At 66.0% G+C, this 21,298-nt stretch carries 30 protein-coding genes and 1 pseudogene; 24 read left to right on the top strand and 7 right to left on the bottom strand.

Going from position 1 to position 21,298, the window contains the following annotated elements; genetic code table 11:
• The 5 genes and pseudogenes from D514_RS39335 to D514_RS37610 form a co-directional block, all read left to right on the top strand.
• A pseudogene (locus tag D514_RS39335) lies at positions 1-1,060 on the top strand (hypothetical protein); the annotation flags it as partial.
• Complete coding sequence (locus D514_RS37625) at positions 1,057-1,668, top strand: A24 family peptidase (RefSeq protein WP_017831594.1); 612 nt, start codon at positions 1,057-1,059, stop codon at positions 1,666-1,668. The pseudogene D514_RS39335 and the gene D514_RS37625, both read left to right, overlap by 4 nt.
• A 283-nt stretch (positions 1,669-1,951) precedes the next feature.
• The gene (locus D514_RS37620) at positions 1,952-2,752 is read left to right on the top strand and encodes a hypothetical protein (RefSeq protein ID WP_017831593.1); all 801 of its coding nucleotides are present in this window, start codon (positions 1,952-1,954) and stop codon (positions 2,750-2,752) included.
• Entirely contained in the window at positions 2,749-3,444 is a 696-nt protein-coding gene (locus tag D514_RS37615) for a DUF3800 domain-containing protein (RefSeq protein WP_144053131.1), read from the top strand. The genes D514_RS37620 and D514_RS37615 overlap by 4 nt, the downstream gene beginning before the upstream one ends.
• A gap of 392 nt (positions 3,445-3,836) precedes the next feature.
• Positions 3,837-4,037, top strand: coding sequence for a hypothetical protein (locus tag D514_RS37610; RefSeq protein ID WP_017831591.1), 201 nt, complete (start codon positions 3,837-3,839; stop codon positions 4,035-4,037).
• 484 nt (positions 4,038-4,521) lie between these two features.
• Here D514_RS37610 and D514_RS37605 read toward each other — a convergent pair whose 3' ends face one another.
• Entirely contained in the window at positions 4,522-4,704 is a 183-nt protein-coding gene (locus D514_RS37605) for a hypothetical protein (RefSeq protein ID WP_017831590.1), read from the bottom strand.
• A gap of 124 nt (positions 4,705-4,828) precedes the next feature.
• Positions 4,829-5,143 (bottom strand): hypothetical protein, encoded by a 315-nt coding sequence (locus tag D514_RS37600; RefSeq protein WP_017831589.1) that lies wholly within the window; start codon positions 5,141-5,143, stop codon positions 4,829-4,831.
• A gap of 350 nt (positions 5,144-5,493) precedes the next feature.
• On the opposite strand from D514_RS37600, the gene D514_RS37595 reads away from it, so the two are divergent.
• The 11 genes from D514_RS37595 (at position 5,494) to D514_RS37545 (ending at position 12,571) form a co-directional block, all read left to right on the top strand.
• Positions 5,494-6,390, top strand: coding sequence for a hypothetical protein (locus tag D514_RS37595; RefSeq protein ID WP_017831588.1), 897 nt, complete (start codon positions 5,494-5,496; stop codon positions 6,388-6,390).
• Entirely contained in the window at positions 6,390-6,623 is a 234-nt protein-coding gene (locus tag D514_RS37590; protein ID WP_017831587.1) for a hypothetical protein, read from the top strand. The genes D514_RS37595 and D514_RS37590 overlap by 1 nt, the downstream gene beginning before the upstream one ends.
• Before the next feature lie 196 nt (positions 6,624-6,819).
• A complete protein-coding gene (locus D514_RS38290) occupies positions 6,820-7,521 on the top strand; it encodes a hypothetical protein (protein ID WP_017831585.1) in 702 nt (233 codons plus the stop codon).
• A 23-nt stretch (positions 7,522-7,544) separates the two neighbouring features.
• Positions 7,545-7,835, top strand: a complete 291-nt coding sequence (locus D514_RS37580) for a hypothetical protein (protein ID WP_017831584.1) — start codon at positions 7,545-7,547, stop codon at positions 7,833-7,835.
• A 76-nt stretch (positions 7,836-7,911) separates the two neighbouring features.
• Positions 7,912-8,229, top strand: a complete 318-nt coding sequence (locus tag D514_RS37575) for a hypothetical protein (protein ID WP_017831583.1) — start codon at positions 7,912-7,914, stop codon at positions 8,227-8,229.
• The gene (locus tag D514_RS37570) at positions 8,219-8,608 is read left to right on the top strand and encodes a hypothetical protein (protein WP_017831582.1); all 390 of its coding nucleotides are present in this window, start codon (positions 8,219-8,221) and stop codon (positions 8,606-8,608) included. The genes D514_RS37575 and D514_RS37570 overlap by 11 nt, the downstream gene beginning before the upstream one ends.
• Entirely contained in the window at positions 8,605-9,426 is an 822-nt protein-coding gene (locus tag D514_RS38285) for a hypothetical protein (RefSeq protein ID WP_017831581.1), read from the top strand. The genes D514_RS37570 and D514_RS38285 overlap by 4 nt, the downstream gene beginning before the upstream one ends.
• Before the next feature lie 151 nt (positions 9,427-9,577).
• Positions 9,578-9,790 carry a hypothetical protein gene (locus tag D514_RS37560; RefSeq protein ID WP_017831580.1) on the top strand — a complete coding sequence of 71 codons (213 nt, stop codon included), beginning with the start codon at positions 9,578-9,580 and terminating at the stop codon, positions 9,788-9,790.
• Positions 9,790-11,484, top strand: coding sequence for a DNA cytosine methyltransferase (locus D514_RS38280; protein ID WP_017831579.1), 1,695 nt, complete (start codon positions 9,790-9,792; stop codon positions 11,482-11,484). Before D514_RS37560 ends, D514_RS38280 begins: the two co-directional genes overlap by 1 nt.
• A gap of 26 nt (positions 11,485-11,510) precedes the next feature.
• A complete protein-coding gene (locus D514_RS37550; protein ID WP_017831578.1) occupies positions 11,511-12,272 on the top strand; it encodes an HNH endonuclease family protein in 762 nt (253 codons plus the stop codon).
• Complete coding sequence (locus D514_RS37545) at positions 12,269-12,571, top strand: hypothetical protein (protein ID WP_017831577.1); 303 nt, start codon at positions 12,269-12,271, stop codon at positions 12,569-12,571. Before D514_RS37550 ends, D514_RS37545 begins: the two co-directional genes overlap by 4 nt.
• A gap of 502 nt (positions 12,572-13,073) precedes the next feature.
• On the opposite strand, the gene D514_RS37535 is transcribed toward D514_RS37545, so the two are convergent.
• A complete protein-coding gene (locus D514_RS37535; protein WP_144053130.1) occupies positions 13,074-13,547 on the bottom strand; it encodes an AlpA family transcriptional regulator in 474 nt (157 codons plus the stop codon).
• A gap of 87 nt (positions 13,548-13,634) precedes the next feature.
• Between D514_RS37535 and D514_RS37530 the strand changes: the two genes are divergently transcribed.
• The 5 genes from D514_RS37530 (at position 13,635) to D514_RS39455 (ending at position 16,958) form a co-directional block, all read left to right on the top strand.
• The gene (locus D514_RS37530; protein WP_017831574.1) at positions 13,635-13,865 is read left to right on the top strand and encodes a hypothetical protein; all 231 of its coding nucleotides are present in this window, start codon (positions 13,635-13,637) and stop codon (positions 13,863-13,865) included.
• A gap of 97 nt (positions 13,866-13,962) precedes the next feature.
• A complete protein-coding gene (locus tag D514_RS37525) occupies positions 13,963-15,582 on the top strand; it encodes a hypothetical protein (protein ID WP_017831573.1) in 1,620 nt (539 codons plus the stop codon).
• Positions 15,582-16,415 carry a hypothetical protein gene (locus tag D514_RS37520; protein WP_017831572.1) on the top strand — a complete coding sequence of 278 codons (834 nt, stop codon included), beginning with the start codon at positions 15,582-15,584 and terminating at the stop codon, positions 16,413-16,415. The genes D514_RS37525 and D514_RS37520 overlap by 1 nt, the downstream gene beginning before the upstream one ends.
• A gap of 27 nt (positions 16,416-16,442) precedes the next feature.
• Positions 16,443-16,778, top strand: a complete 336-nt coding sequence (locus D514_RS37515; protein WP_144053129.1) for a hypothetical protein — start codon at positions 16,443-16,445, stop codon at positions 16,776-16,778.
• 48 nt (positions 16,779-16,826) lie between these two features.
• The gene (locus D514_RS39455) at positions 16,827-16,958 is read left to right on the top strand and encodes a hypothetical protein (RefSeq protein WP_269078445.1); all 132 of its coding nucleotides are present in this window, start codon (positions 16,827-16,829) and stop codon (positions 16,956-16,958) included.
• A gap of 9 nt (positions 16,959-16,967) precedes the next feature.
• Here D514_RS39455 and D514_RS37510 read toward each other — a convergent pair whose 3' ends face one another.
• Positions 16,968-17,870: a hypothetical protein gene (locus D514_RS37510; protein WP_144053128.1), complete on the bottom strand. Its 903-nt coding sequence runs from the start codon at positions 17,868-17,870 to the stop codon at positions 16,968-16,970.
• A 69-nt stretch (positions 17,871-17,939) separates the two neighbouring features.
• Here D514_RS37510 and D514_RS37505 point away from each other — a divergent pair, with 69 nt between their 5' ends.
• From D514_RS37505 to D514_RS37495, 3 genes are all read left to right on the top strand, one after another.
• A complete protein-coding gene (locus tag D514_RS37505; RefSeq protein WP_017831568.1) occupies positions 17,940-18,263 on the top strand; it encodes an Lsr2 family protein in 324 nt (107 codons plus the stop codon).
• A gap of 110 nt (positions 18,264-18,373) precedes the next feature.
• A complete protein-coding gene (locus tag D514_RS37500) occupies positions 18,374-19,090 on the top strand; it encodes an SOS response-associated peptidase (RefSeq protein ID WP_017831567.1) in 717 nt (238 codons plus the stop codon).
• A gap of 59 nt (positions 19,091-19,149) precedes the next feature.
• On the top strand, positions 19,150-19,986 hold the full coding sequence (locus D514_RS37495; protein WP_236611011.1) for a hypothetical protein: 837 nt from the start codon (positions 19,150-19,152) through the stop codon (positions 19,984-19,986).
• A 23-nt stretch (positions 19,987-20,009) separates the two neighbouring features.
• Here the strand turns inward: D514_RS37495 and D514_RS37490 are convergent, their stop codons facing one another.
• From D514_RS37490 to D514_RS37480, 3 genes are read right to left on the bottom strand one after another with little or no spacing between them, the layout of a single operon-like run.
• The gene (locus D514_RS37490; protein ID WP_017831565.1) at positions 20,010-20,462 is read right to left on the bottom strand and encodes a hypothetical protein; all 453 of its coding nucleotides are present in this window, start codon (positions 20,460-20,462) and stop codon (positions 20,010-20,012) included.
• A gap of 56 nt (positions 20,463-20,518) precedes the next feature.
• Complete coding sequence (locus D514_RS37485; protein ID WP_017831564.1) at positions 20,519-20,770, bottom strand: hypothetical protein; 252 nt, start codon at positions 20,768-20,770, stop codon at positions 20,519-20,521.
• The gene (locus D514_RS37480; protein ID WP_017831563.1) at positions 20,767-21,240 is read right to left on the bottom strand and encodes a hypothetical protein; all 474 of its coding nucleotides are present in this window, start codon (positions 21,238-21,240) and stop codon (positions 20,767-20,769) included. The genes D514_RS37485 and D514_RS37480 overlap by 4 nt, the downstream gene beginning before the upstream one ends.
• Positions 21,241-21,298: the final 58 nt, after the last annotated feature.

The following is a 21,298-nucleotide window of genomic DNA, read 5'->3' as shown; positions in this document are numbered from 1 at the left end:
GACCGGCTGCTCAAAAGCTATTCGAAAAGACCGCGAAGCGCAGCCGGTCGACCTCGAGCAAGAACACGCCCACGCCGCGGCCGAGGCAGAGCCTGCCGAGACCACGGCCGAGCTCGTCGACGTCGCAACGGCTGAGGATGAGCTGGCGCCCGCAGCCGAGGCGACTGAGGCCGCCACGGTGCCCGCAGCCCCCGGGCCCGTCACCACCGCGGCGGTCGAGATCCCCGAAGACGCCCCCGTGGCCGTCGTCGACGAGCGCCCCGACGAGGAGCCCGCCGACATCGACGTGCCGAGCGTGGAAGTCCCCGACTGGCCCGCCCCCTACATTCGCCTCCTCGGCCCCGTCGACGCGCTCAACGTCGACATGGACGCGATCCCCGGCCGCGGCGTCGAGTTCCTCGCCTTCCTCCTCCTGCAGAACACCCCCTCTGTCCCCGGAGCGCTCGTACAGAAGAAGCTCTGGCCGGACACGTTCTCCAAGGACAACAACAACGCCCGCCAGCTCGCGAAGCAGCTCCGCCGCATTCTCGGCCATGACCCGTTCGGTCAGCCGCTCCTCCCCGAGGGCCGCAGCAGCGCCGGCTTCACCATCCACAACCAGATCCGCACCGACTGGCACGACTTCTGCGACCTCATCGGTCCCGACCTCAGCACGACCCCGAACGAGAACCTGATCCGCGCGATCCGCCTCGTCCGTGGCCAGCCCTTCGACGGTCTCAAGCGCCGCGGCGCCTGGTGGGCGTGGCGAGGACCGATCGAGGAGACCATGCGCGCCGCGATCCTCGATGCAGCCGACGAGCTCACCCACCGTGCCCTCGCCACCGGCAAGTTCGACGATGCCCGCCTCGCCGCCCGCATCGCCCAGTCCGCCGACCGCCTCAACGAGGCCGGGTGGCGGCTGGAAATCGAGACGGCCATGGCCGCCGGCGACGTCGACGCGTTCAACACCATCGTCGACGCCATGTTCGAAGTCGTCGGCGTCGACGCAGAGATCGACGACGCCACACAGCAGCTGCTCGACGACGCCCATCACAAGATCCCCGGGCTCGCAGCACGATGACCGAGTCGTCCATGTACCTGCTGGAATCTGCCCACACCCCCCGGCGGCCCTTCGCAGGCCCGTGGACGCTCATTTCCCTCAGCACTGCCGTCCTCGGCCTCCTCGTCGTCGCCGCAGCACCTGTCCTGGGTGGCACCACCTACGGCTGGGTAGTCGTCGCAATCACGGCGGTCTTCTCCGCGCGTCTCGCCCTCGTCGACGAACGCACCCACACCCTCCCCAACCGACTCACCGGGGCACTGGCCGTCTTCGGGATCATCCAGGCGATCGGCATCTCCGCCTGGATGAATGACACCGCCCCTGCCGTCATCGCCGCGGTGACAGCAGGAATCCTCACGTCCATCTACGGCCTTCTCGCTCTCACCAAAAGCGGCGGATTCGGTGACATCAAGTTCGCCGGAGCACTCGCTCTCACCATCGCCCCCTACGCCGGGCTCCTCACGCTGTACCTGCTCCCCATCGCCTTCATCATCAGCGCGGTCAGGATCATGGCCCGTCGCGTTCGCGGCCGAGAAGCCAAGCACCCCCACGGGCCGTCCCTCGCGATCGCCGGCATCGTTCTCCTCGTTGGATCAATGCTCGCCGGCCCCGCACTGATCCCGGCCTAGCCGCGACACGCCGTAGACGGCAACGAAGCGATCAGTTCCTCGACTTGCTCACGGACGGCAACTGGCCCCCCGAGTGGTCACCGGTTGTACGCAATCGTGAATGGGGAGTCGCATCGAGTCGCATCGAGTCGCAACGGCGAATCGCAGCGGTGAGTCGCATTGTGTGGTGCGAAACCGCAAGTGAAACTTCGCCGGATCGCAGAGTGGCGAACGGCGAATGTGGTTCGATCTCCTCATGAGTTCCGAAACGACCACCGCCACTCCCGAGCAAACGAGGGAGGCCATGACGACACTGTCCCGAAGGAGGTACACCCAGATCCGCAGCATCCTCGTCCAGCTGCCCGAGCGTGGCGCCCCGAGAGCATCGACGGTATCGAAGATGCTGCACGGGCGGAAGCACCGAGCGCTGCTGCTCTATCTGCTCCTGCTCACCTGCTGGCCCTGGCTGGAGGAGCGCCGAAACCCCCTCGAGGGATCGATCTGGATCCGCGCACTCACCTCCAAGAGCGGCCCCACCTGGACACCGTCGACACTCTCCCGCACATGGGCCGAGCTCGCGGATCTCGGACTAGTGGAGCTGCCGAAGAAGGAAGGGCGGTTGCGTCGACCACGGCCTCGCCGCGAGGACGGCGCTGCAGACTACGACGTCCCCGGAGGGCGCCGAGACAGGTACAACGCCTACTTCTCCCTCCCCGACGAATTCTGGACCGAGGGCCTGTTCGCCAAGCTCTCCCTCCCTGCCCTCGTGATGCTGCTCGTCATCGCGAAAGAGACCAACTCGAAGAAGACCAAGGAGGTCTGGCTCCCCTATGAACACATGCCCGAGTGGTACGGGATCAGCGCCAAATCGGCGCAGAAGGGCATCACTGAACTTCTCGCGGAGCGCCTCCTCAAGCGCCGCCCGGATGTCAGGCCCGCCCCCCTCTCACCCACAGGAAGCACCACGCACATGTACTACTCGCTCACCGGCGTCTACGGGCACACCTCGCGCGCCGCCCGCCGCAAGAAGGCCGCGAGCGCCCGCGCCGAGCGTGAGGCGCAGCGAGCGCTGGACGCGACACCCGAATCCCAGGAGACATCATGAACCCACCACCATCGAAGCCCGTGCGGCTCATTTACGTCGACGACTCCGGTGCCGAGCGCAGCGGCTACGCGACCTTCAGCTGGCTGGAGCTGCGCATCGACGACTGGCAGGTGGCGCTGCGTGAAGTGCTGGACTGGCGGCATCGGCTCGCTCGTGAGCAGCAGATCCCGGTGATCTACGAGCTGCATGCCACCAAGTTCGTCAATGGCCGCGGCGATCCGTCGCTCGATCCTTCGTGGAACCGCCACAAGGCGAAACGGTCGCTCGTCGTCGACGACGCGTTCCGGATGCTCGCGGCAGCACCTTGGCTGTCGGTGGGGACCGTGTATTCGCAGACGTCGCTGCGCGGGCGCGCCTTCGCTGACGAGCGTTCACGTGTCTACGGTGAACTCGTCACCCGGCTGGATCAGCGCCTCACGGCTGCGGGTGAGCTCGGCATTCTCTACATGGATGGGGATGGCACCGACCGCAGCTATGTCGCGGCACACCGAGAGCTCAAGCTCGCAACCCGTTCCCTCATCGAGGATCCCGCGTTCCAGCACTCGCACAGCAGCCACCTGGTGCAGTTCGCCGATCTCGTCGCGTACGCCGGCTACCAGCACGTTCTGCAACTGCCGGAGAAGCGGTTCGCGTGGCCGTGGTACCCGTCTCTCAGCGGGGTCGACGTGAACGGTGGCCCGCTCGCTGTATGAGCCCGGAAAAAGAAGCTGGACCCGTTGGCCAGTGTTCACTGGGCGGGTCCGCTCCTACAGCTTACACCGCTCCTTTCGTCATCGCGGCCGTGACAGCAGTCGTCCTTGCACCTGTCTCTGCACTTCTCCCTCTCACCGGCGCCCACATCATCAGCGTGGTCAGGATCACAGGCTGCGACCTCCGGGGGCGAACGATGAGTCACTCCCACGGCTTATCGTTCGCGATCTCTGGACTCGCCGGTATGGTCGTTTCGCTTCTGGCCGGGCCTCCGCTCATCGCCAGGCAGGTCGACGGTCGACGGCCAGCCGCCCAGCGTGTCCACCAACCGAGATGCCGGAACACGGTCCCGAGATCGGTATCGAGGATCGACGTATCCAGTTAGCCTGCGAACATGAAGGCTTCGACCTCGTATCTGTTCGGCGCGATCGCGTTCTTGCTCATCAGCGCCTACATGATACTGACGACCGATTTCGCGTGGCATTCGACGGTGACGATCGCGTTGACGTTCATCGCAGGAGTGGTCTACACGGTCCTCGGCATCAGCGAAAAGCGCAAAGAGTCTGCGGCCGCCCGTTTGTCGAGCGGAGAGTGAGCCTCTGCTCAGCTGAGGGGCAACAGCCTCGATGCCCGGGTTGTTCCGTCGTCATGCGAGATGTCCCAGGTGCGTCGGTGTGCCCGAGCTGTGGACACACGGAGGAGCACGCAAGAATGCCGCAGGTTCCCGAGTTCACCGGTCACGCTCTCTTCGGCGGTTGATTCTCATACCTCGAGCGGCTGATGGCCGGCAGCTTTGTGGAACCATGCGGAGGCGCGAGCGAGTGTGAGTTTCAGGGATTCCCCCTCGAGGTAGTCCACGTAGGCCTGGCGGCGCACAGGGTGGTCGTGCCCCGAGGGCGCAGACGGTAACTGGTCCGCTCGACGCCAGATGAACCCTTTGCTGATGACGAGGACGGCGGAGGGGTGACCTGTGGCGAAGAACGGTGTCTCATCGTTCTCTGTCGAGAAGGGAAGCTGATGGGTATGCCGGTCGCGTGCCCAACTGAAACCTCGTATATAACGCCCGTCACTGCCCTTGGTCAGATCTCCCAACGCGCGCAGCTCACGCGCGCGCAGGAGAACCACGAATCGATCACCGCGCTCATCGCGATCATGCTCGTCGCGATGCTGGTGGCGATGATCACCTTGGCGGACATCGCGTTGCGGTTCTGCGTCGAAACCTGCCTGTGGGTGGCGTCCTCCGTGTGGCGGTTCGCAGCCATTCGCCGTCTCTCGGCGCGGATCACGGCAGCCGTTGAACGGAAGGTGCTGAGACGATCGCCCGAGTGGGGGATCGAGTTGGTCTACCCCGCCCCGCGGCCTAGTGCAGCTCTCGCGCCCTCGGCGTTAGCCCAGCAGATAGGCCGAGAGCGAGCCTAGGTCTTGCGCGAGGGTTGAGCGATCGACGGAGAAGGTGACGTGGCGGCCGCGGCGCTTGCCGCGCTCCACCGTCCCTGACACGTAGGTCTCCTCGAGATCTTCCAGAGCCGCCCTAACCGTCTCTTTGGCGAGCTCGCTACCCACCACGATCTCGTTGACGGTGGAGTCCGGATGGTTCAAGAGGTAGTGCAGCACCTCGATGCGAGTCGTGGCCGCTATTGCCCGTTGTGCGCGCGCGGCATTCAGCGGCATGTCTGACGACGCGGCGACGAGTCTGGGCATCTCACCATTGTGCCGTTCAACCCCTTCTGCACGTCGCACTTCCAGTCCCACAGCGGCCTTCCGGCGATCGAATACGTACCTAAAGTACCGCTTGTCGACGGCCTCACACCTGTCCGACGAGCACGGATCTGGCTCGGGGCGACGGCACCACGCCACGTCCAAGAGGCCACTTAGAGGCCTCTGAAGTCAGAGGCGATTCCCTCCGCGTGTCGCGGGATCCGCGCGGATTTGTCGGTTTCGAAGCCCTCACGGCACCCCTTATCGGTGAGGGGGTGTTGCAAAGCCCTCCATCAATAGTTATATTCGGGAAGACCAAGTTATATTCGGGAAGATCATTTGTAGGAGGGGTCATGCGGACCAACACTTGCCCGGCCGACCACAAGCACGGTGAGACGCCGACCTGCTACCGGAGCCACAAGTGCACGTGCTTCGACTGCAAGGACGCCAACCGGATCCGTTGCTACGAGTACAAGAAGCTCGTCGCCTACGGTCGCCCGACGGGAACGCTGATCGATGCCCGTCCCGTGCAGATCCACCTCGGAGACCTAGTCATGGCCGGCATGACGCCTGCCGCGATCGCGGCCGCCGCCGGCATCGACCTGAGCACCATCCGCAACATCATGAACCGACGGATCCCGCGCAAGCGCAGCACACCCTTCCGCATCTACCAGGCGACCGCCGAGAAGCTGCTCTCCGTCACACCCGACCTGACCACGGTTCCCGACGGACACCGGGTGGATTCACGCGGAGCACGCCGCCGCCTGCAGGCGCTCGGGCTGAAAGGCTGGGCGATCCAGTACCTCGCCGATCGCTGCGACCTCGACCGACACAAGCTCGACCGCGTCCTGAATTCCCCTCGTGTCTTCAGCTCCACCAACCGCGCAATCACCGCCCTCTTCGAAGAGCTCTGGGACAAAGAGCCCCCGACCGACACCCCGATCCAGCGCGCCGTCAAAACCATCACCATGCGGCGAGCGCAGGCGGAGGGGTGGTTGCCGGCGCTCGCGTGGGACGACATGGATCTCGATGACGCTCCGGCGGATGCGAGTTCTGAGCCGGTGCTTGTCGACGAGGTCGCGATCGAACTCGCGCTCCGTGGCGAGCCCGTGCGTCTCACCCTGTTCGAGCGGCAGATCGTCATCGACCGTGCGTCCGACGCGGGGATATACACCAGTGCGATCGCACCGGTTCTCGGCATCACCCCTCGTCACATTGAGCGGCTGCGTGCACATGCGGAGGCCGCGTGATGAGCAAGATCCTCGACTCCCTGGAGGCTGCCACGCACGGCACGGCCTCGGGCTACAAGAGCGGTTGCAAGAGCAGAGGTGCGTGCCCGAATCGGGGCAGCCGGGTGGATCTCACCTGCGAGCGCGCCTATCGGGCCTACGTGCATTACCGGGCACTGTTCCGGCTCGGGCCGGATGTGCGGATCACTCGAGCGATGCTCCGCGAGGCGAAGGGGTTGAAGCCATGGTCGTAACCACTGCGGATCTCAGTATGCGGATGAGCGCAGAGTGCGGGACAACCGTCGACGTCTCTTGGAGTTTCCGTCTCTTCCAGCTCGTCTGCTGGCGAGTGGATGGAAAGCCGCTCACGCCATCGATGGAGGCCGCTTTCGATCGCCTCCTGCAGCTCGTCGAGCAGCTCGCCCTTCACGTACACGATTCGAGGATCTGATGCCCTACGTACTCTTTGCCCTTGACGGGATCTTGCCGATTGGCCCATCGCCGCTCGCGAGCATGCTCCCCATCATGCAGGCGGCGATTCTTCTCGCCTGCACGGTTTGCGCTGTCAGGGGGGTGTTCCTCCTGTTCAGCCCGTACCAGGATGGCGGCTGGTGGTTCATCGGTTTCGCCGTCTTCGGCGCCGGGGGAGCGATCGTGCTGTCGATGCTGCTGGATGGGTTCGCCGGTGACGAGTCGGGGCCCCGACCCTCACCGTCCGCGACGCCGACGTCTTCGGGTGAGCCGTCAAGTGTGCCTGATGTTGTGCGGGAGCCGGCGGATCTTTCGTGGCTGTTCATCGTGCTCGGGATCCTCCTCGCGGCGCTTCTCGCCGCGGTGCTGGTGTGGGTGCTCGTTACGGTCGGACAGAAAGCTCGTCGCAACATTCGTGAGGGCCGCGAACGGGTCAAGGCGGAACAGGGGAGGGTGCAGCGGCTCACCGCGGCATGGCAGACCTTCCGCGATCGCCACGACAAGCTGCTGCGGAAGATCACGCATGCGGAGACCGACTGGGACTCGCTGTTCTTCACGCCCGCGCTCACAGACCCGAGCGTCGACCAGACCCACCGGATGCTGCTCGCCATGCGCACCGCGACACGCTGCGCGACACGGCTGGCGACCTCCCCTCAGGGCTGGCGGCCGACGCCGATCTGACCACGATCGCTTACCCGCGCGCGGTGGAGACTTTCGCTCGGGCGTGGGATATCGCCGAGCGCCACGCGCGCCGCGTCGGACAGAAGAACGTGCCGCTCGCGGAGCGCAAGACGATCAAGGAGATCCGCACGCTGCTGGACATCGCGGAGAACAGTGCAGCGTCGCAGACCGAGCGTAACCTCGCCTACCGACGGGCTCAGAAGCTGATCGAAGGCCTCTCCTCGATCCACGTCCCTCAGAGCCTGATGGCACAGCTCGAGGAGAGCCACCGCCTCATGCTCACCGCAGCGCCCGCCCCTGGGGGCATCCGATGATCCCCCCAGGCTGCAGTCGCCTGCGAGCAGCCCTCCGCAGCCCCGACCACGCGCCCACGCCGACGAAGGGCCCGTGATGACCACCACCGACGTAGAAAGCCAGCTGACGTTCTTGTACGACACACTCATCGACCTCGCCACCAGCGCCGACCGCCAGGCCGCACGCGCAGCCGAATTCGACGACACCATGGCCAGCTCTGCGCTCTTCACCCTCGCCGACCAGCTGCGCACCATGGCGCACGCCGTCAAGGAGACCCCGCCCACCCCTCCGGCCTTCGATCTCCTCGACACCGGCCGCCAGCAGATCGCCACCGCCATGCTGCGGTTCGACGACCAGGCGCGGAAGAGAGAAACCACCCCAGCGGCCACGAACGGAGAAGGCGATGAGCCCTGAACGGTACCAACGAGCCGTAGAGATCCTCGAGACCAAGGCAGGCCTCGAGTACTCCGACGATGTCGAACACACCCGAGAGTGGGCAGACGCGCTCGCCGCCGCAGATGACGAGGGCGTCGACGCCCCACCCCTGATCGTCAACATCGAGCTCCCCGGGTTCGCGCCCCAGGACATCCGTGAGCTCGTCGCAGGGCTCGCCGATGATGTTGCCTCCCGAGACGGCATCGACGCGGCGGAGGTGTTCCTCGTCCGCACCTGCGAGATCTGCGGGTGCACCGACCTGGAAGCCTGCCTCGGCGGATGCTGGTGGACAAGCCCCACCGACGACATCTGCTCCGCATGCGTCCCCCGTACCGCGGCACCTGGAGGTGTGCGATGAGCAAGAGCAAGCAGCCTGACACCGTTACTGCTGGCGAGCTTCTCGAGCGGTTGAAGCGCCACTACATCAAGCCCGGCGACCTGATGCCCGGGGGCGCCTTCCTCCCGGAGGTCGTCCTCGGCTCCCGTCGCGCCGACGCACTCTATGTCGGCTTCTTCCGCTCACGGGGCAAGATGCTCGTCGGGCACGAGATCAAGGTCTCGCGCGCGGATTGGCTGCACGAGCTCGACCAACCGGCGAAGGCAGAGGCCTGGGAGCCGAACTGCCACGCCTGGTACGTCGTCGCCCCGAGCACGCAGATCGTGCGCCCCGAGGAACTCCCCGAGGGATGGGGGCTGCTCGTCCCCGGCGCCTCCCGCACTCGCATGACCGTGGTTGTGAAAGCTGCTGTGCACGAGGATCGGAACCCGTCTTGGGAGGCGACACACGCGCTCCTGCAGAAGATGGACACCCAGCGCATGCGGGCGATCGAAGCGGATCGGGAGAAGACCAGAGAGCAGGCCTACGCCGACCTACAAGAGCGCGCCGAGAAGCTCGCAGCCCACCGTGTGGGCGACGCCGCCCTGCAGGCCGACTGCGATCGCCTGCGCCAGCAACTCACCGAACTCCAGCAGATCCTCGGACTGGAGATCAGGAGCCACGGGTGGGGAGACGGCGTCGTCACCATCGAGGAGATCCGCACCTCGTTCGCTGCCTGGGTCGCCGTCGACAAGGACGTGCAACGCGCAATCGGCCAACGCTTCAACCACCTCCGACAGGCCCAAGAGCGCATCGCCGAAGCAGTCACCACCGTCGACGCGGTACGAGGCGCGGCCTGACCCAGACGTTCCTCCGTCCCGCATTGTCGGTTCGCCGCCGCTGAAGGCACCCCTTGTTGGTAGCACCTCCTCGTTGCGCTCACCCGCTTCAAAGATTATATTCGGGAAGGTCAAGTTATATTCGGGAAGGTAACCCCATGGGAGGTGCGGCATGAGCGAAGGGCCGATCCATCAGGCGCGAACCGCGTGGCGGCCGCCGGTCGTGAGCACCACCAGCCAGGCCCGTGTCTGCATGGTCGAAGTCCTCGATCGCCGCACCGTCTGCGGTCGCAAGCCCGAGCGCAACCACCAGACCTCGAACTGGGACGACGTCCGCTGCAGCGAATGCACAGCCGCTGCTCGAGCCGACGGGAGCACCCGCTGATGCTGCAGCGCAGACACGACTCCGACGTCACGATGTTCGACGGCTACTGCGGCGCCGGCGGATCCTCGACCGGTGCCGTCGCCACCGGTTGCGTCCGCGTGACCATGGCCGTGAACCACTGGCCCCTGGCGATCGAGACTCACAACACGAATCACCCCGACACCGACCACGACCGTGCCGACATCAACAAGGCCGACCCGCGCCGATACCCGAGAACAACGATCGGCTGGTTCTCGCCCGAGTGCACGAACTGGTCGCAGGCCAAGGGCAAGAAGCTCCCCGGCGGGCAGCTCGCCTGGGACTTCTTCGACGAAGACCTCCCCGATGAGGCTGCAGAGCGCTCCCGGATGGGGATGTGGGATGTCCCGCGGTTCACCGCCCACCACATGTACGAGATCGTCGTCGTCGAGAACGTGCCCCGCGTCGTCAAGGGCGTCTACTGGAACCGGTGGCTCCGCTCGATGCACGACATGGGCTACCTCCACGAAGTGATCTGGCTCAACAGCATGCACTCCCAGGGGCTCGGCGAGGGCGCACCGCAATCCCGAGACCGCGTCTACATCGTCTTCTGGCGTGCGACGAACCCCCGGCCCGACTTCGAGTCCTGGATCCGCCCGCAGGCCTTCTGCCCCGAGCACGGAATGATCCAGACCGCACAGGTGATGAAGCCCAAGGGTGCGCCGACGAAGACCTACGGCGCCCAGTACACACTGCGCTGCCCTGTCGTCTCCTGCAACACCGCGGTGTTCCCCGACGTCGCCGGCGCCGACACCATCATCGACTGGCAGCTGCACGGCACCCGCATCGGAGACCGCAAAGCGCTGGGCATGGACGAGCTCGCCGAGAAGACGATGCTCCGCACGTTCTTCGGCGCCAAGCGCCACTGGGCACGCCGCCCGCAGCGCACCCCGATGATCGCCGAGGCCGCAGGGAACACCTACGACGCCACGAGCCCCCGTCACCCCCAGCACGGCGACCCCGACGCCTACTACCGCGCCTGGTCCGTCGACGAGCCACTGCGCACCCTCCACACCACCACCTCGAAGGCCCTGATCGTCAACCAGGTCTCCGGCTCGCACGACTCCCGATCGAAGTCGGTACGCGAACCCCTCCCCGCCCTCGTCGCCGGCGGAAACCACGCCTCCCTCCTCGTGCCCGTCGAAGGCCGCGACGGAAAGCAGGCACGGCCCGCCGCGCAGCCGATGCGGACCCAGCCGACGAGGAACGAAACGGCCCTCGTCGTCCCGCTGCGCAACCACGGCGTCGCCAAGGGCGCCTCGCAGCCCATCGACACCGTCGCGGCATCCGGGAACCACCACGCCCTCGTCATGCGCAACAACGGCGACGGCACCTCCGGCTGGCAGTCCACGTCTGCAGCCGACCCGCTGCAGACACTCACCACCGCAGGCCACCAGTCGCTCATCGATCCCGGCGACCTCTCCGACCTCGAGCGCGAGGCCACCGACGACGAGATCTGGGCCATGGTCTACGACTCCGAATTCCGGATGCTCGAGCCCTACGAGGTCAAACGCGGTATGGCCTTCCCCGGGGAGTACGTCCTCCTCGGCAACAAGCGCGAACAGGTGCGCATGGCCGGCAACGCCGTCACCCCGAACGCCGCCCGCGACCTCATCGCCGCCTGCGTCGAATCCCTCGGCTACACCGTCCGCCGCCACTACGACCTGGTCGCCTGACCACCGACCCCGAACAAGGATCCCCGATGCGCACCACCACCAAGATCAAGAGCATCACCGGCGCCGCCGTCGCCCTGGTCGCACTCGCCATCACCGCTTTCACCGCCCTCCCCGGACTCCAGGAACCCCAGGCCCCTTCCGCAGCCTCCACGCCCGCAGAGGCCCCGGCATCACCACCCGCTGCCGTCGAGGGCAGCGCATCGCCCTACTCCGACACTGCGGCGCTCGCGGCGGCACTCCCGCTCGCCGTCGACGAGTCCGAGATCCCCTCCTACAGCCGAGACACGTTCGGCCCCGCCTGGGCCGACATCGACGGGAACGGATGCCGACAGCGAGATGACGTGCTCGCGCGAGACCTCGTCGACGTCGAGCTGGCGAGCAACCGATGCACGGTCCTGCGCGGAGTACTCGAGGTCGACCCGTACACCGGCAAGCGCATCACCTTCCAGCACGACCGGGTCGCCGAACCTGGCAACCCCGGCAGTCAGGGCGTGCAGGGCGAGCACATCATCAGCCTCAAGGCAGCACACCTCGGAGGAGCGTGGGCCTGGAGCGATGAGCAGCGACTTCAGTTCGCCAACGACCTCGACAACGTCATCGCCGTCGACGGCATCGCCAATCAGTCCAAGCAGGACTCCGGCCCCGCTGACTGGCTCCCCCTGACCACCTACCGGTGCACCTACGTGACGAAGTACACCCAGATCGCCACCGAATGGGGGCTGGGCGTCAGCGCGGCCGATCGCGACGCCCTCGTGACCACCCTCAACGAATGCGCGGTGTCAGAATGACCAATCCCACCACCCTCACCATTACCGACGAGCAGCACGCGATCGCGCGAGCGTACGTCATCGCCAACATCGAAGAGCTGCTGTGCTGGAACGATCTCGCCGAGCTCCTCACCGAACCCTTCCTCCGCCCCGAGCACGATCACCCCGCAGAGCGGGAGGTTCACCAGCTCGCGAAGATCGAAGGCATCCCGCTGCAGCACACTCTCCGTCTCGACGACGCCGACCTGCAGGCTCTGAACCTGGCCACGCTCGCCCCAGGCGACGGCACCGCACAGATCCTCGCTCTCCTGAGCCGGTAGCGGGCGTCTAGGGTGAGCCGAGAACTCACCGCACACCCCGAGGAGCACCATGCCTGTTTGGCACCCGCGATCATTCGACAACCTGCAGATAGAGGACGAGGTCGAGTTCTTCGAGCTCGGAGAAGACCCGAATGAAGACCCGACGCTCACCCCACGGTTTCAAGGGCCCGTTCAGGTCAAGTGCTCCCCGCGAAAGCCATTGAAGTCCGAGGGTGGGCCCGGCGGAAAAGTCGTCACCGTCGGCACTGAGCATTACCCAGTTCGCTCTGATCAGTACCAGGCGTGGTTGCGAGAGGGTCGATACGCGTGGGATGAGATCCAGCTGAGGCGCAAGTAACCTGATCGCTCAGGCAGGGGCGAAGCCACAGCCACTGGTAGTCGGTCACACCTGTGTCGGGCAGCTCCCGCATGAAACCGAAGGGGATTTGTCGGTTCCTCGGCGTGAGGGGCACCCCTTATGGATGTGACAGAGAAAATCCGCACAGGTGCAATCCGCGTAGGGCTAGCGTGCCGCCCGAGCCGCGTTGACGACGTCGTTCGCGTCGGAGACGTCGACGGCCAAGTGCTTGCTGATGAGCTCCAACTCGGAGTCCTTCCAGCTGGTGCGCCCGCGCATGCGCTGCCCGAACGTGACGACGTTCAGGCCGAGCATGTCGATGAGCTGCGCCTGAGTCGTGATCTCAGGGGCGCCGGCACCGTCGGCGATGCTCTGGCGGAGACGCTCAGCGAAGACGCTGGTATCGACGACGCCGTCCGGAATCAGTCGCGGCCGTCGTCCGCTCGTGGACGGGCCACGGTTCGATCGACGAGTCATGAACTCATCGATGGCCGCGGGCGAGTAGAGCGGAGAGCGTCCGCTGTACCGCTCAGGGCGGGGGAACAGGTCGTTCTGCGTGCGGAGCTTGTAGACGGCGCCGACGGAGATCCCCAGCCGCGCCGCCACCTGCACGCTGTCGAGGAGGTCGGGTTCGCTCATGTTCACGAATATAACCTCCACGCGGACACGGGGCGACACGCGGCCAGCTGCAACGGAATAGGAACTCAGTTCCGTAACCTCGTTCCCATGACCCCCACCAATGTCAACGAGATCCGCCAGGAACTCCAGGCAGTCGCCGTGGAGCTCGCAAAGCAGAAGCAGGTGATCGATCGCCGCGATGAACTCATCGAGTTGGCCCGATCGCAGGAACCACCGATGACCCTGCGCGAGGTCGCGCAGCTGCTGAAGATGACCGAGCGCGGAGTGACGAAAGCCCTCAACTCCTACCGCGAACGTCACCAGTCGTTGGCCTCCTAATTCCCCGGATGCCACCCGCTCGCGTGAAAAATGCTTGCAATTTTCAATATTTCTTGCCTAATATAACTTCTATGACGGATCGAGAGGAGGCCCAGCTGTGAACGAGATCGACTACCGCCCCAAGCCGTGGACTCCGAAGGAGATCCTCACGATCTGGGTCGACCAGGCCTCTGGCCGTGGCGTCACGCAGGGCGGGGCGCCCGTCCGCCCGGTCATCGGCGATCGCCGCAAGAACCCAAACCTCACCGACCTCCTCGACACCGCGGCGTCCTACGGCGCGAACCGCATCATGCTCACCGGCAAGCGCCCGGAGCCTCAGCCCGGTATCCGGCACTGGCTTTACGTGCAGACGCCCCGCTGGAAGCCCGGTTCCCACTGGATCAGCGACCCGCCCACGGGCCGGTTCGAGCACGAGAGCACGGGCTTCAAGATCGAAGTCCGCACCGCCGAGGAATGGTTCGACGACGCCCCTCTCAGCCCCGCACAGGCCCGCGAGGCATGGGACACGGTCGCCGCCATCATCCGCTCCGCAGACGAGCGCGCACGGCTCTTCAACAGCCCTGCAGCCACCGGTACGAACCTGTGGGCGCTGTCCCTGCCGAAGACCATCAACCCAGTTCCCGTCGACCCGGACATCGCGTCAGAGATCCACGCGACCAGCGGCCAGCACCACTACGACCACCTCGTCGCCGGCGCCAACTTCAGCCGCCACGAAGACTGCATCCCGCTGATCGACCCCAAGCAGCAGAAGAAGATCAACGCCTTCGCCTACGTCGACGGTCGGTTCATGTACGCCGGCGTCGGCCGCGAACTCGGCATCGGCCCCGCCAAGAGGCTCAACAGGGCCGCCGCCTACGAGCTGCTCGAGCAGGATCCCTACGCTCGTGCCCGCTTCCACGTCCGCTTCACCGTCCCCGAGAACTGGAACCACGTCGGCCTGCTCGCCGTGAAGCATCAGAGTGTCGCCGAGGGCTGGTACTACCCGAACCGCCCCGGCGCCACCGCCGACACCTGGGCGGATGGGTCCGAGATCCACGTCGCCCGGGCATTCGGCTGGCAGATCGACCCGCTCGAAGCGATCGTCTTCACCAAGGCCCGCCCCCTGGATACCTTCACCGACCGCATGACCCGCGCCCGCGCGAAGGTCGCCGAGAACCGCGAACTGCACCCGCTGATCCGCCAGGCGGCCATGGCAGCTCTCCGCTCGATCGTGCTGCACTCGATCGGAGCGTTCGCCGCTGGGGGACGGGACGAAACCCGCGTCGCGGAGAACCTCTTCGACATCCCTGCCGAGTTCCAGAGCGCCGCCGTCCGACAGGGCAAGCTCTGGATCTTCAACGTCCCTTCCAACCCCAACTCCCGCACGTCGAGCTTCTACCACCCCGAACTCGCCGCACAGGTCTGGGGCCGCGCCCGCGCTCGAGTACTCCACGGCCCCAGCGCCCTCGGCAACGGCACCTCCGGGGCACTCCGCCTCGACCCCTCCACTCTCATCGGCATCCAGGGCGACGCCGTCTTCACCACCGCGCTGCCCGCCTGGTCGCTCCCGGTGAACAGCGGCGGTGGCGACGATGGCAAGACCGGTCGCCTCCGCCTGCAGGGCTATGCCCGCGGCACCTTCCAGACCCCCGAAACCCTCAAGCAGCGCGCCGCGCTCAAGACCCGCGCCGAACGCGCCGGGCTCTCCGAGGCGCTCGCCGACGGCGAGGTGGCGTGATGGCTGACGAGAGGCGCAGCGCACAAGACCTGGTGCGGATCCTCCGCGGCCGCGGCATCACGATGACCGAGCTGGCGGGGGAGCTTCACCGCTCGCCCCGAATGGTGCGGAAGATCCTCAACGGCGAAACGTCCGGTGCCCTGTACCGAGAGACGCTCGAGGAGATCGCCAACACCGGCCGCGCCACCAAGGTGCCGCCCCGTCGACGCCAGAAAGACGGCACGCTGATGCGGATCCGCGGCAAGGCAGCGGACGGCGAAAAGACGATGGTCACCCCGGAAGACCCGGGCGGGAAGTACACCACGGAACGCCAGGGAGGCCGGGCGCAGATCTCCACCGCCTTCATGTCCGAGGGCGGCCGGATCATCGAAGCCCGCATCCCGAAGGGGAAGACAGCCAAGGGCCGCACGGTCGCGAACGAGCAGCTGGTGCAGCTGGTCCGCAACGCCGCGAAGGGCCAGGCCGGAAACAAGCAGAAGCAGATCACCGCCCGCGTGACCTTCGCCAACGGTCGACGCATGGAAGTGAACACCTACAACGCTTCCACGATGCTCAAGCGCATCAAGGAAGACGGCGGCGACACCCTCGGCTGGCTCGCGCGAGAAGCCGGAAACCGCTACGTGAACCTCGACACCACCGACGTACTGATCACCGGCGTCACACTCAACGTCGTCACCGTCCCGAAGACGGAGGCGTACCAGCGCGAGTCCGCTGCCGGCCGCACCCGTCGCACACGAACTCTCACCGAGGCCGAGAAGCAACGCGCCAAGCAGAAGGCGCAGCTCGAAGCCTCCAAGCAGCGCCGCCGCGGCGGACGACGAGGGGCCGAATGATGACCATCGCGAGAGGAGGGGATGCACGTGGCTAGCACTGGAGCTGCAGGAGCAGACAAGCCCAAGCGTCGAGCACCCCTCAAGCCCGTCCCTCGTCCCGTAGAAGACGAGGCCGTCGAACCAGTCGACGAGACGACCGAGGACGCCTCCACATCGCCCCGCGTCGGCAAGAAGCGCGGCCCCTACAACGTCCAGCGCATCGAGAAGAAGCCCGTGACCTACCGGCTACCCCCCGACGTCATCGAGTACATCGACCAGGCACGCGACGAAGCAGCAGCCCGCGGCGATCGCCTCACCAAGGACGAAGCGATCACCATGGCAGTGCGCGCGTTCTGGGGCGGAAAACGTCAGCGGCGCCGCTGACCCCACCAGGCCTCGACAGGACGGAAGAACAACGATGGGATGCCGCTGATGGGTCGCCGATCAATGCTGGAGCAGGAGCTCTACGAGCAGTTCCTCGATCAAGGACTCGACGAGTACTCCGCAGATCTCCTCGCGCACGAGCAGGCAGCAGACCTCGAGCCCCCACACACCGATGAATGAAAACCGGGATCAGACCCCGAAGATCTTCACCCCCACCATGTCGTTGAGCCCTGGGAAGACGTTCTGATCTACCCGGCTCGCGGCCTCGACAAGCGCGTCCAGACCAGTGTCCGCGGCCGCGATCGCCAACTCGTGATCGGGTGCCACGTTCGTCGGCCTCGTACCGACGGTGATCATGTCGTGCCCGGCAGCATCCTGCTTCACCATCGAGTGCTTCGGTGTGCCCCCGTCCACAGTCTGAGGCCGCCACTGATGGAAGTTCACACCACGGATCTGCATCAGCCCATCCCACCGAGGATCCTGCACAAGATCATCGAGCGCAGCCACGATCTCATCCACAGCTGACGGCCCCGCAGCGCTCGCCGCCTTCTTCGCGTTCGTGATGAGCCGGGATCCGAGCGCTTCCCACGCGTTGCGATCCTCCGAGAACGGAGGGAATGACGTCGCCTTCGGGTAGGCGGCTTCGATGATCGGCCTCGCGTCAGTGTGTAGCCACAGCATCCGCAGCAGTACGTTCCCCAGTCCGTGAGCTGCGCCCAGCGCCCAATACGTCACCATCTCGGCGTGAGCTCGGACGGCCATCACCTCTTCGGGCGGCGCCGGCACTCCCGGTTCCCGCTCCGTCGGCCACCGTCGTGCATCGCGGCTGGCGGCGAGCGCGAGGGCGATCTGTTCGCCGCTGGCGCCCATGCGACCCATGATCTCAGTGACGCGATCGGTGGCCCAGCGTGCGCCGTTCCATTGGGTGCTGATCGCGGCTGAGGGGGCGTGCACCGCGGTCATCTGCACTTCTCTCGCGACGTCGGCGATATGGGTGTCGCGGGGTGTCTTTGTCACCTTGGAGGGGTCGGGAGTGAGGGAGAAGATCGCCATGGCGGCGAGGGGGCCCTTTTCCTGCTGCGGTTCGCTCATGTCGGAACGGTACTCCCAGGCGTGTGTCGCCGCTGTGATGGGGCAAGGGTGCGCCGATAGGGTGTGCGCATGGCTCGAAGGATCATTCACCAGCTCGTCGACGACCTCGATGGGACGCAGCTCGAAGACGGTCAGGGCGAGACGGTCAGGTTCGGTCTCGATGGCAAGGCCTACGAGATCGACCTGAGTGCAGAGAACGCGGCCGCGCTGCAGGAGGCACTCGCCCCGTTCGTCAAGGCCGGTCGTCGGCAGGGTGGATCTGGGGCTCCTCGTCGACGCAGCTCGAGTAGGGATCTCGATGCGATCCGCGCCTGGGCTCGGGAGAACGGATACGAGGTCGCAGATCGTGGCCGGATCTCCGCCGACGTCGAGAAGGCGTACAACGCCCGCTAGGCCCTCCAGTGAGCCTCTGACGCTCTACCGCCCCTCTTCGCGCACGATGAGCCGTCCAGGGTGCTGATCGCGCCGTGCGGTGCGCTGTGGCCTGTACTAGCCTGCGAGGCATGTGCGGCCGCTTCGCTCTTTCAGATTCCGTCAACGAGCAGATCACTGAGTTCGTCACGGAAACCGGCCGGCGCCCGGATGAGTGGTCGCCGGATTGGGAATCCAGCTACAACATCGCTCCCACGCAGGACATCCCGATCCTGCTCGATTCGGCGAAATCGGGAGAGCTCCGGTTCGAGCGTGCGCGGTGGTCGCTGGTGCCGCCCTGGTCGAAAGACCTCAAGGTCAAGTTCGCCACGCATAACGCGAAGGCCGAAGGCATCCTCGAGAAGAACACCTGGCGCAAGCCCGTTCAGTCCCACCGCGCGATCATCCCCGCGCACGGGTTCTTCGAATGGACGGGAGAGCGCGGATCCAAGCAGCCATGGTTCATTCACCACCCAGAAGGGCAGCTGCTCGGTTTCGCGGGCCTCTACAGCTGGTGGGTCGATCGCACCGCCGCGGAAGACGACCCCGACCGATGGAAGCTCACAGCGACGATCCTCACGTCGGATGCGGTCGAAACGCTCGAGGGGATCCACGATCGCAACCCCGTGATCCTCCCGCAGCACATGTGGCTGCACTGGATGGACCCGACCATCGTGGGAACCCAGGAGCTCGTCGACGAAGCAGTCCGCGCCGGCGTCGCCGAAGCATCCAGCCTCACCTTCGACCAAGTCGCCCCCTTCAAGGTCAGCGACAACGGGCCGCAGCTCATCACTCCGCTGCCCGCATGACCGGCTCGGCTCCGTCGCTATGGTGAGGGCACCACGCCAGTGAGCGATCGAGGGGGTTCGTGATGGACGTCGCGAGAAATGATGCTGGAGATCTCGTCACCATCGAGATGATCCGAGGCCAGGCATTGCCCCCAGCGCTGTGGTGCCCCGGGGAGCTGCCTGGGGGCGACGAGTGCGGCGCGAAGGTCCAGATCAAGGCCCTCAACAGCAAGGTGATGGCGGCGCACTTCGCCGCTCGGCACGCGCCGGGATGCGATAGCAGCTCTGAGCACTCAGAGGATCAGCCCGGCGACGCCGGCCACCAGGTCGACCAGGGCTTGCGGCCTGTCCGCTGGAAGATGCGACTCGGCGAATCAGGGCAGTCCCAAGGCCCTGACGGGCGGCATCGTCCCGACGACAACGCGACCGGGAACAAGACTCGTCGACGGCGAGCAAACGCCGCGAATGGGCTCGAAGACACCGCCGACGATAAATCGTTCTCCACGCTGCTGTTGAACATCCTCGCGAAGAAGATCCCCGCAAGCCTCGAACTCGTCATCGGGACGCGACCGCCGGAGCTTGCATCCTCCCTCATCGTCGGAGCAGCCAACGCGGACAAAGCGACCTACACCGACAGATGGATCATCCTCTGGGGGCTGGTGAAGGAGGTCCGCACCAGCGGTTACGGCAGCCTGATCCTGAAGCTGAAGCGCGCAGCGGACGACGTCGCGATCCTCGTCGACAAGACGAACATGAATCGCCTCGGCATCGACAGCAGCACTAACCTCGTGGGACGCCACGTCATCGCCTTCGGCAAGTACACCGTCCCCGACAGTGACCGCCCCCACCTGCGCGTCGAAATCGACGCCCTGGCGTTCAACCCACGACTGCGGCGAGCGCGACCGACAGCACCGTAGGGCGACTCTGCCGTCTGGGTGGGTTAGGCGGCGTCCAGGACGCCGACGACGCCGAGGACGACGTTCGTGATGATGAGGGCGATGATGACGACGCACAGGGCCGTCATGGCCCATCCGAGCAGCCGGTAGCGGCGGCGCTGCTCTGCTGTGAGCTCGAGGGATTCACCGGTTGCGACGCGGTGGTTCACGATCTGCAGGTTGGTGCGGGACATCACTCCAGCGAGGGCCATCAGGACGACGCCGAGGCCGAGCGCGCCCGCGATGAGGTAGCTGCCTTCGACGGCTCGTCCGATAGCTGAGACGAGGAGCGTGACTCCCAACGCGATGATCGTGATGAGCATGGCGATCGAGCCGCGGCGCTGCAGCGTGGCGGAGGAGGACTGCATCCAGCCGCCCAGAATCGCGCAGAACGCAGGGATCAGGGACACGATCACCGCAGCCATGAAGACGTACTGGGAGATATCAATGCTGCTCATCGGGTGTGCCTCTCGTCAGTGGCGATCGTAAAGGAAGTGGGGGACATCGCCGATATTCATTCGGGCGACGTCGACGCGGCGAGTTCATCGACGTGGTCGAGGAGCTGTTGCCAGGTGCGGATGGCGCGGATCCGCCCGGAGATGGTGATGACGGCCCAGGGGGTGGGGGTGTGGAGTTCGTAGCGGCGTTGGCCGTAGACGGTCACTTCGATGCCGCGGCTGATCCAGGTTGTCGTGTGTCCGGGGGCGGTGTCGGCGATCGCCTCGAGGAGCTCGGCGATGCGCGGGTCGGCGGCGGGTGTGGTCACGCTGGTTCTTCTCGTGAGGAGTGGCTGAGGATGCGGGCTTGGGCGAGCGGGAGCAGTGCCGCCTTCTGCGTGGCGGTGAGACGGGCGAAGTGGGCGGCGAGGGTGTCGAGGGCCTGTTCGAAGGTATCGGGGATGCCCTGGAGTGCGTTCTGGGCGCGCTGGGCGGTGCGTGCGGCCTGCGCGTCGGCGAGGTCGTCGAGTCGCCAGGCCTCGATGTCGGTCGGGTTCGGCCAGGAGCCGACCACGCGGGGCGCGTTGGGGCCGTTCATGAGGATCTTGGTGGGGTCGCCGGCGGGCTGACGGATCTGGAGGATGGCACCGACGGGGAGGCCCGCCTGGTACGGCTGGAATGCACCTTTGGCGGCGCCGAGGGTGTCGTTGGCGTCGAGCTCTCGGTACCAGTAGGCGATCTTCTGTCCGGTGAGGAGTCGCCGGCCGATGTAGACGACGCGTGATGCGCTGATGCTCATGGCTGTTTCCATTCACGGGTTGGTACCCGGGAGCCTGGGGTGATCCGCCAGGCCCCCG

It is taken from the genome of Microbacterium sp. UCD-TDU (genome assembly GCF_000340625.1).
Lineage (GTDB): Bacteria > Actinomycetota > Actinomycetes > Actinomycetales > Microbacteriaceae > Microbacterium > Microbacterium maritypicum.
Note: the sequence above shows the minus strand (reverse complement) of the source record. Positions and strands in the feature narration are given on the sequence as shown.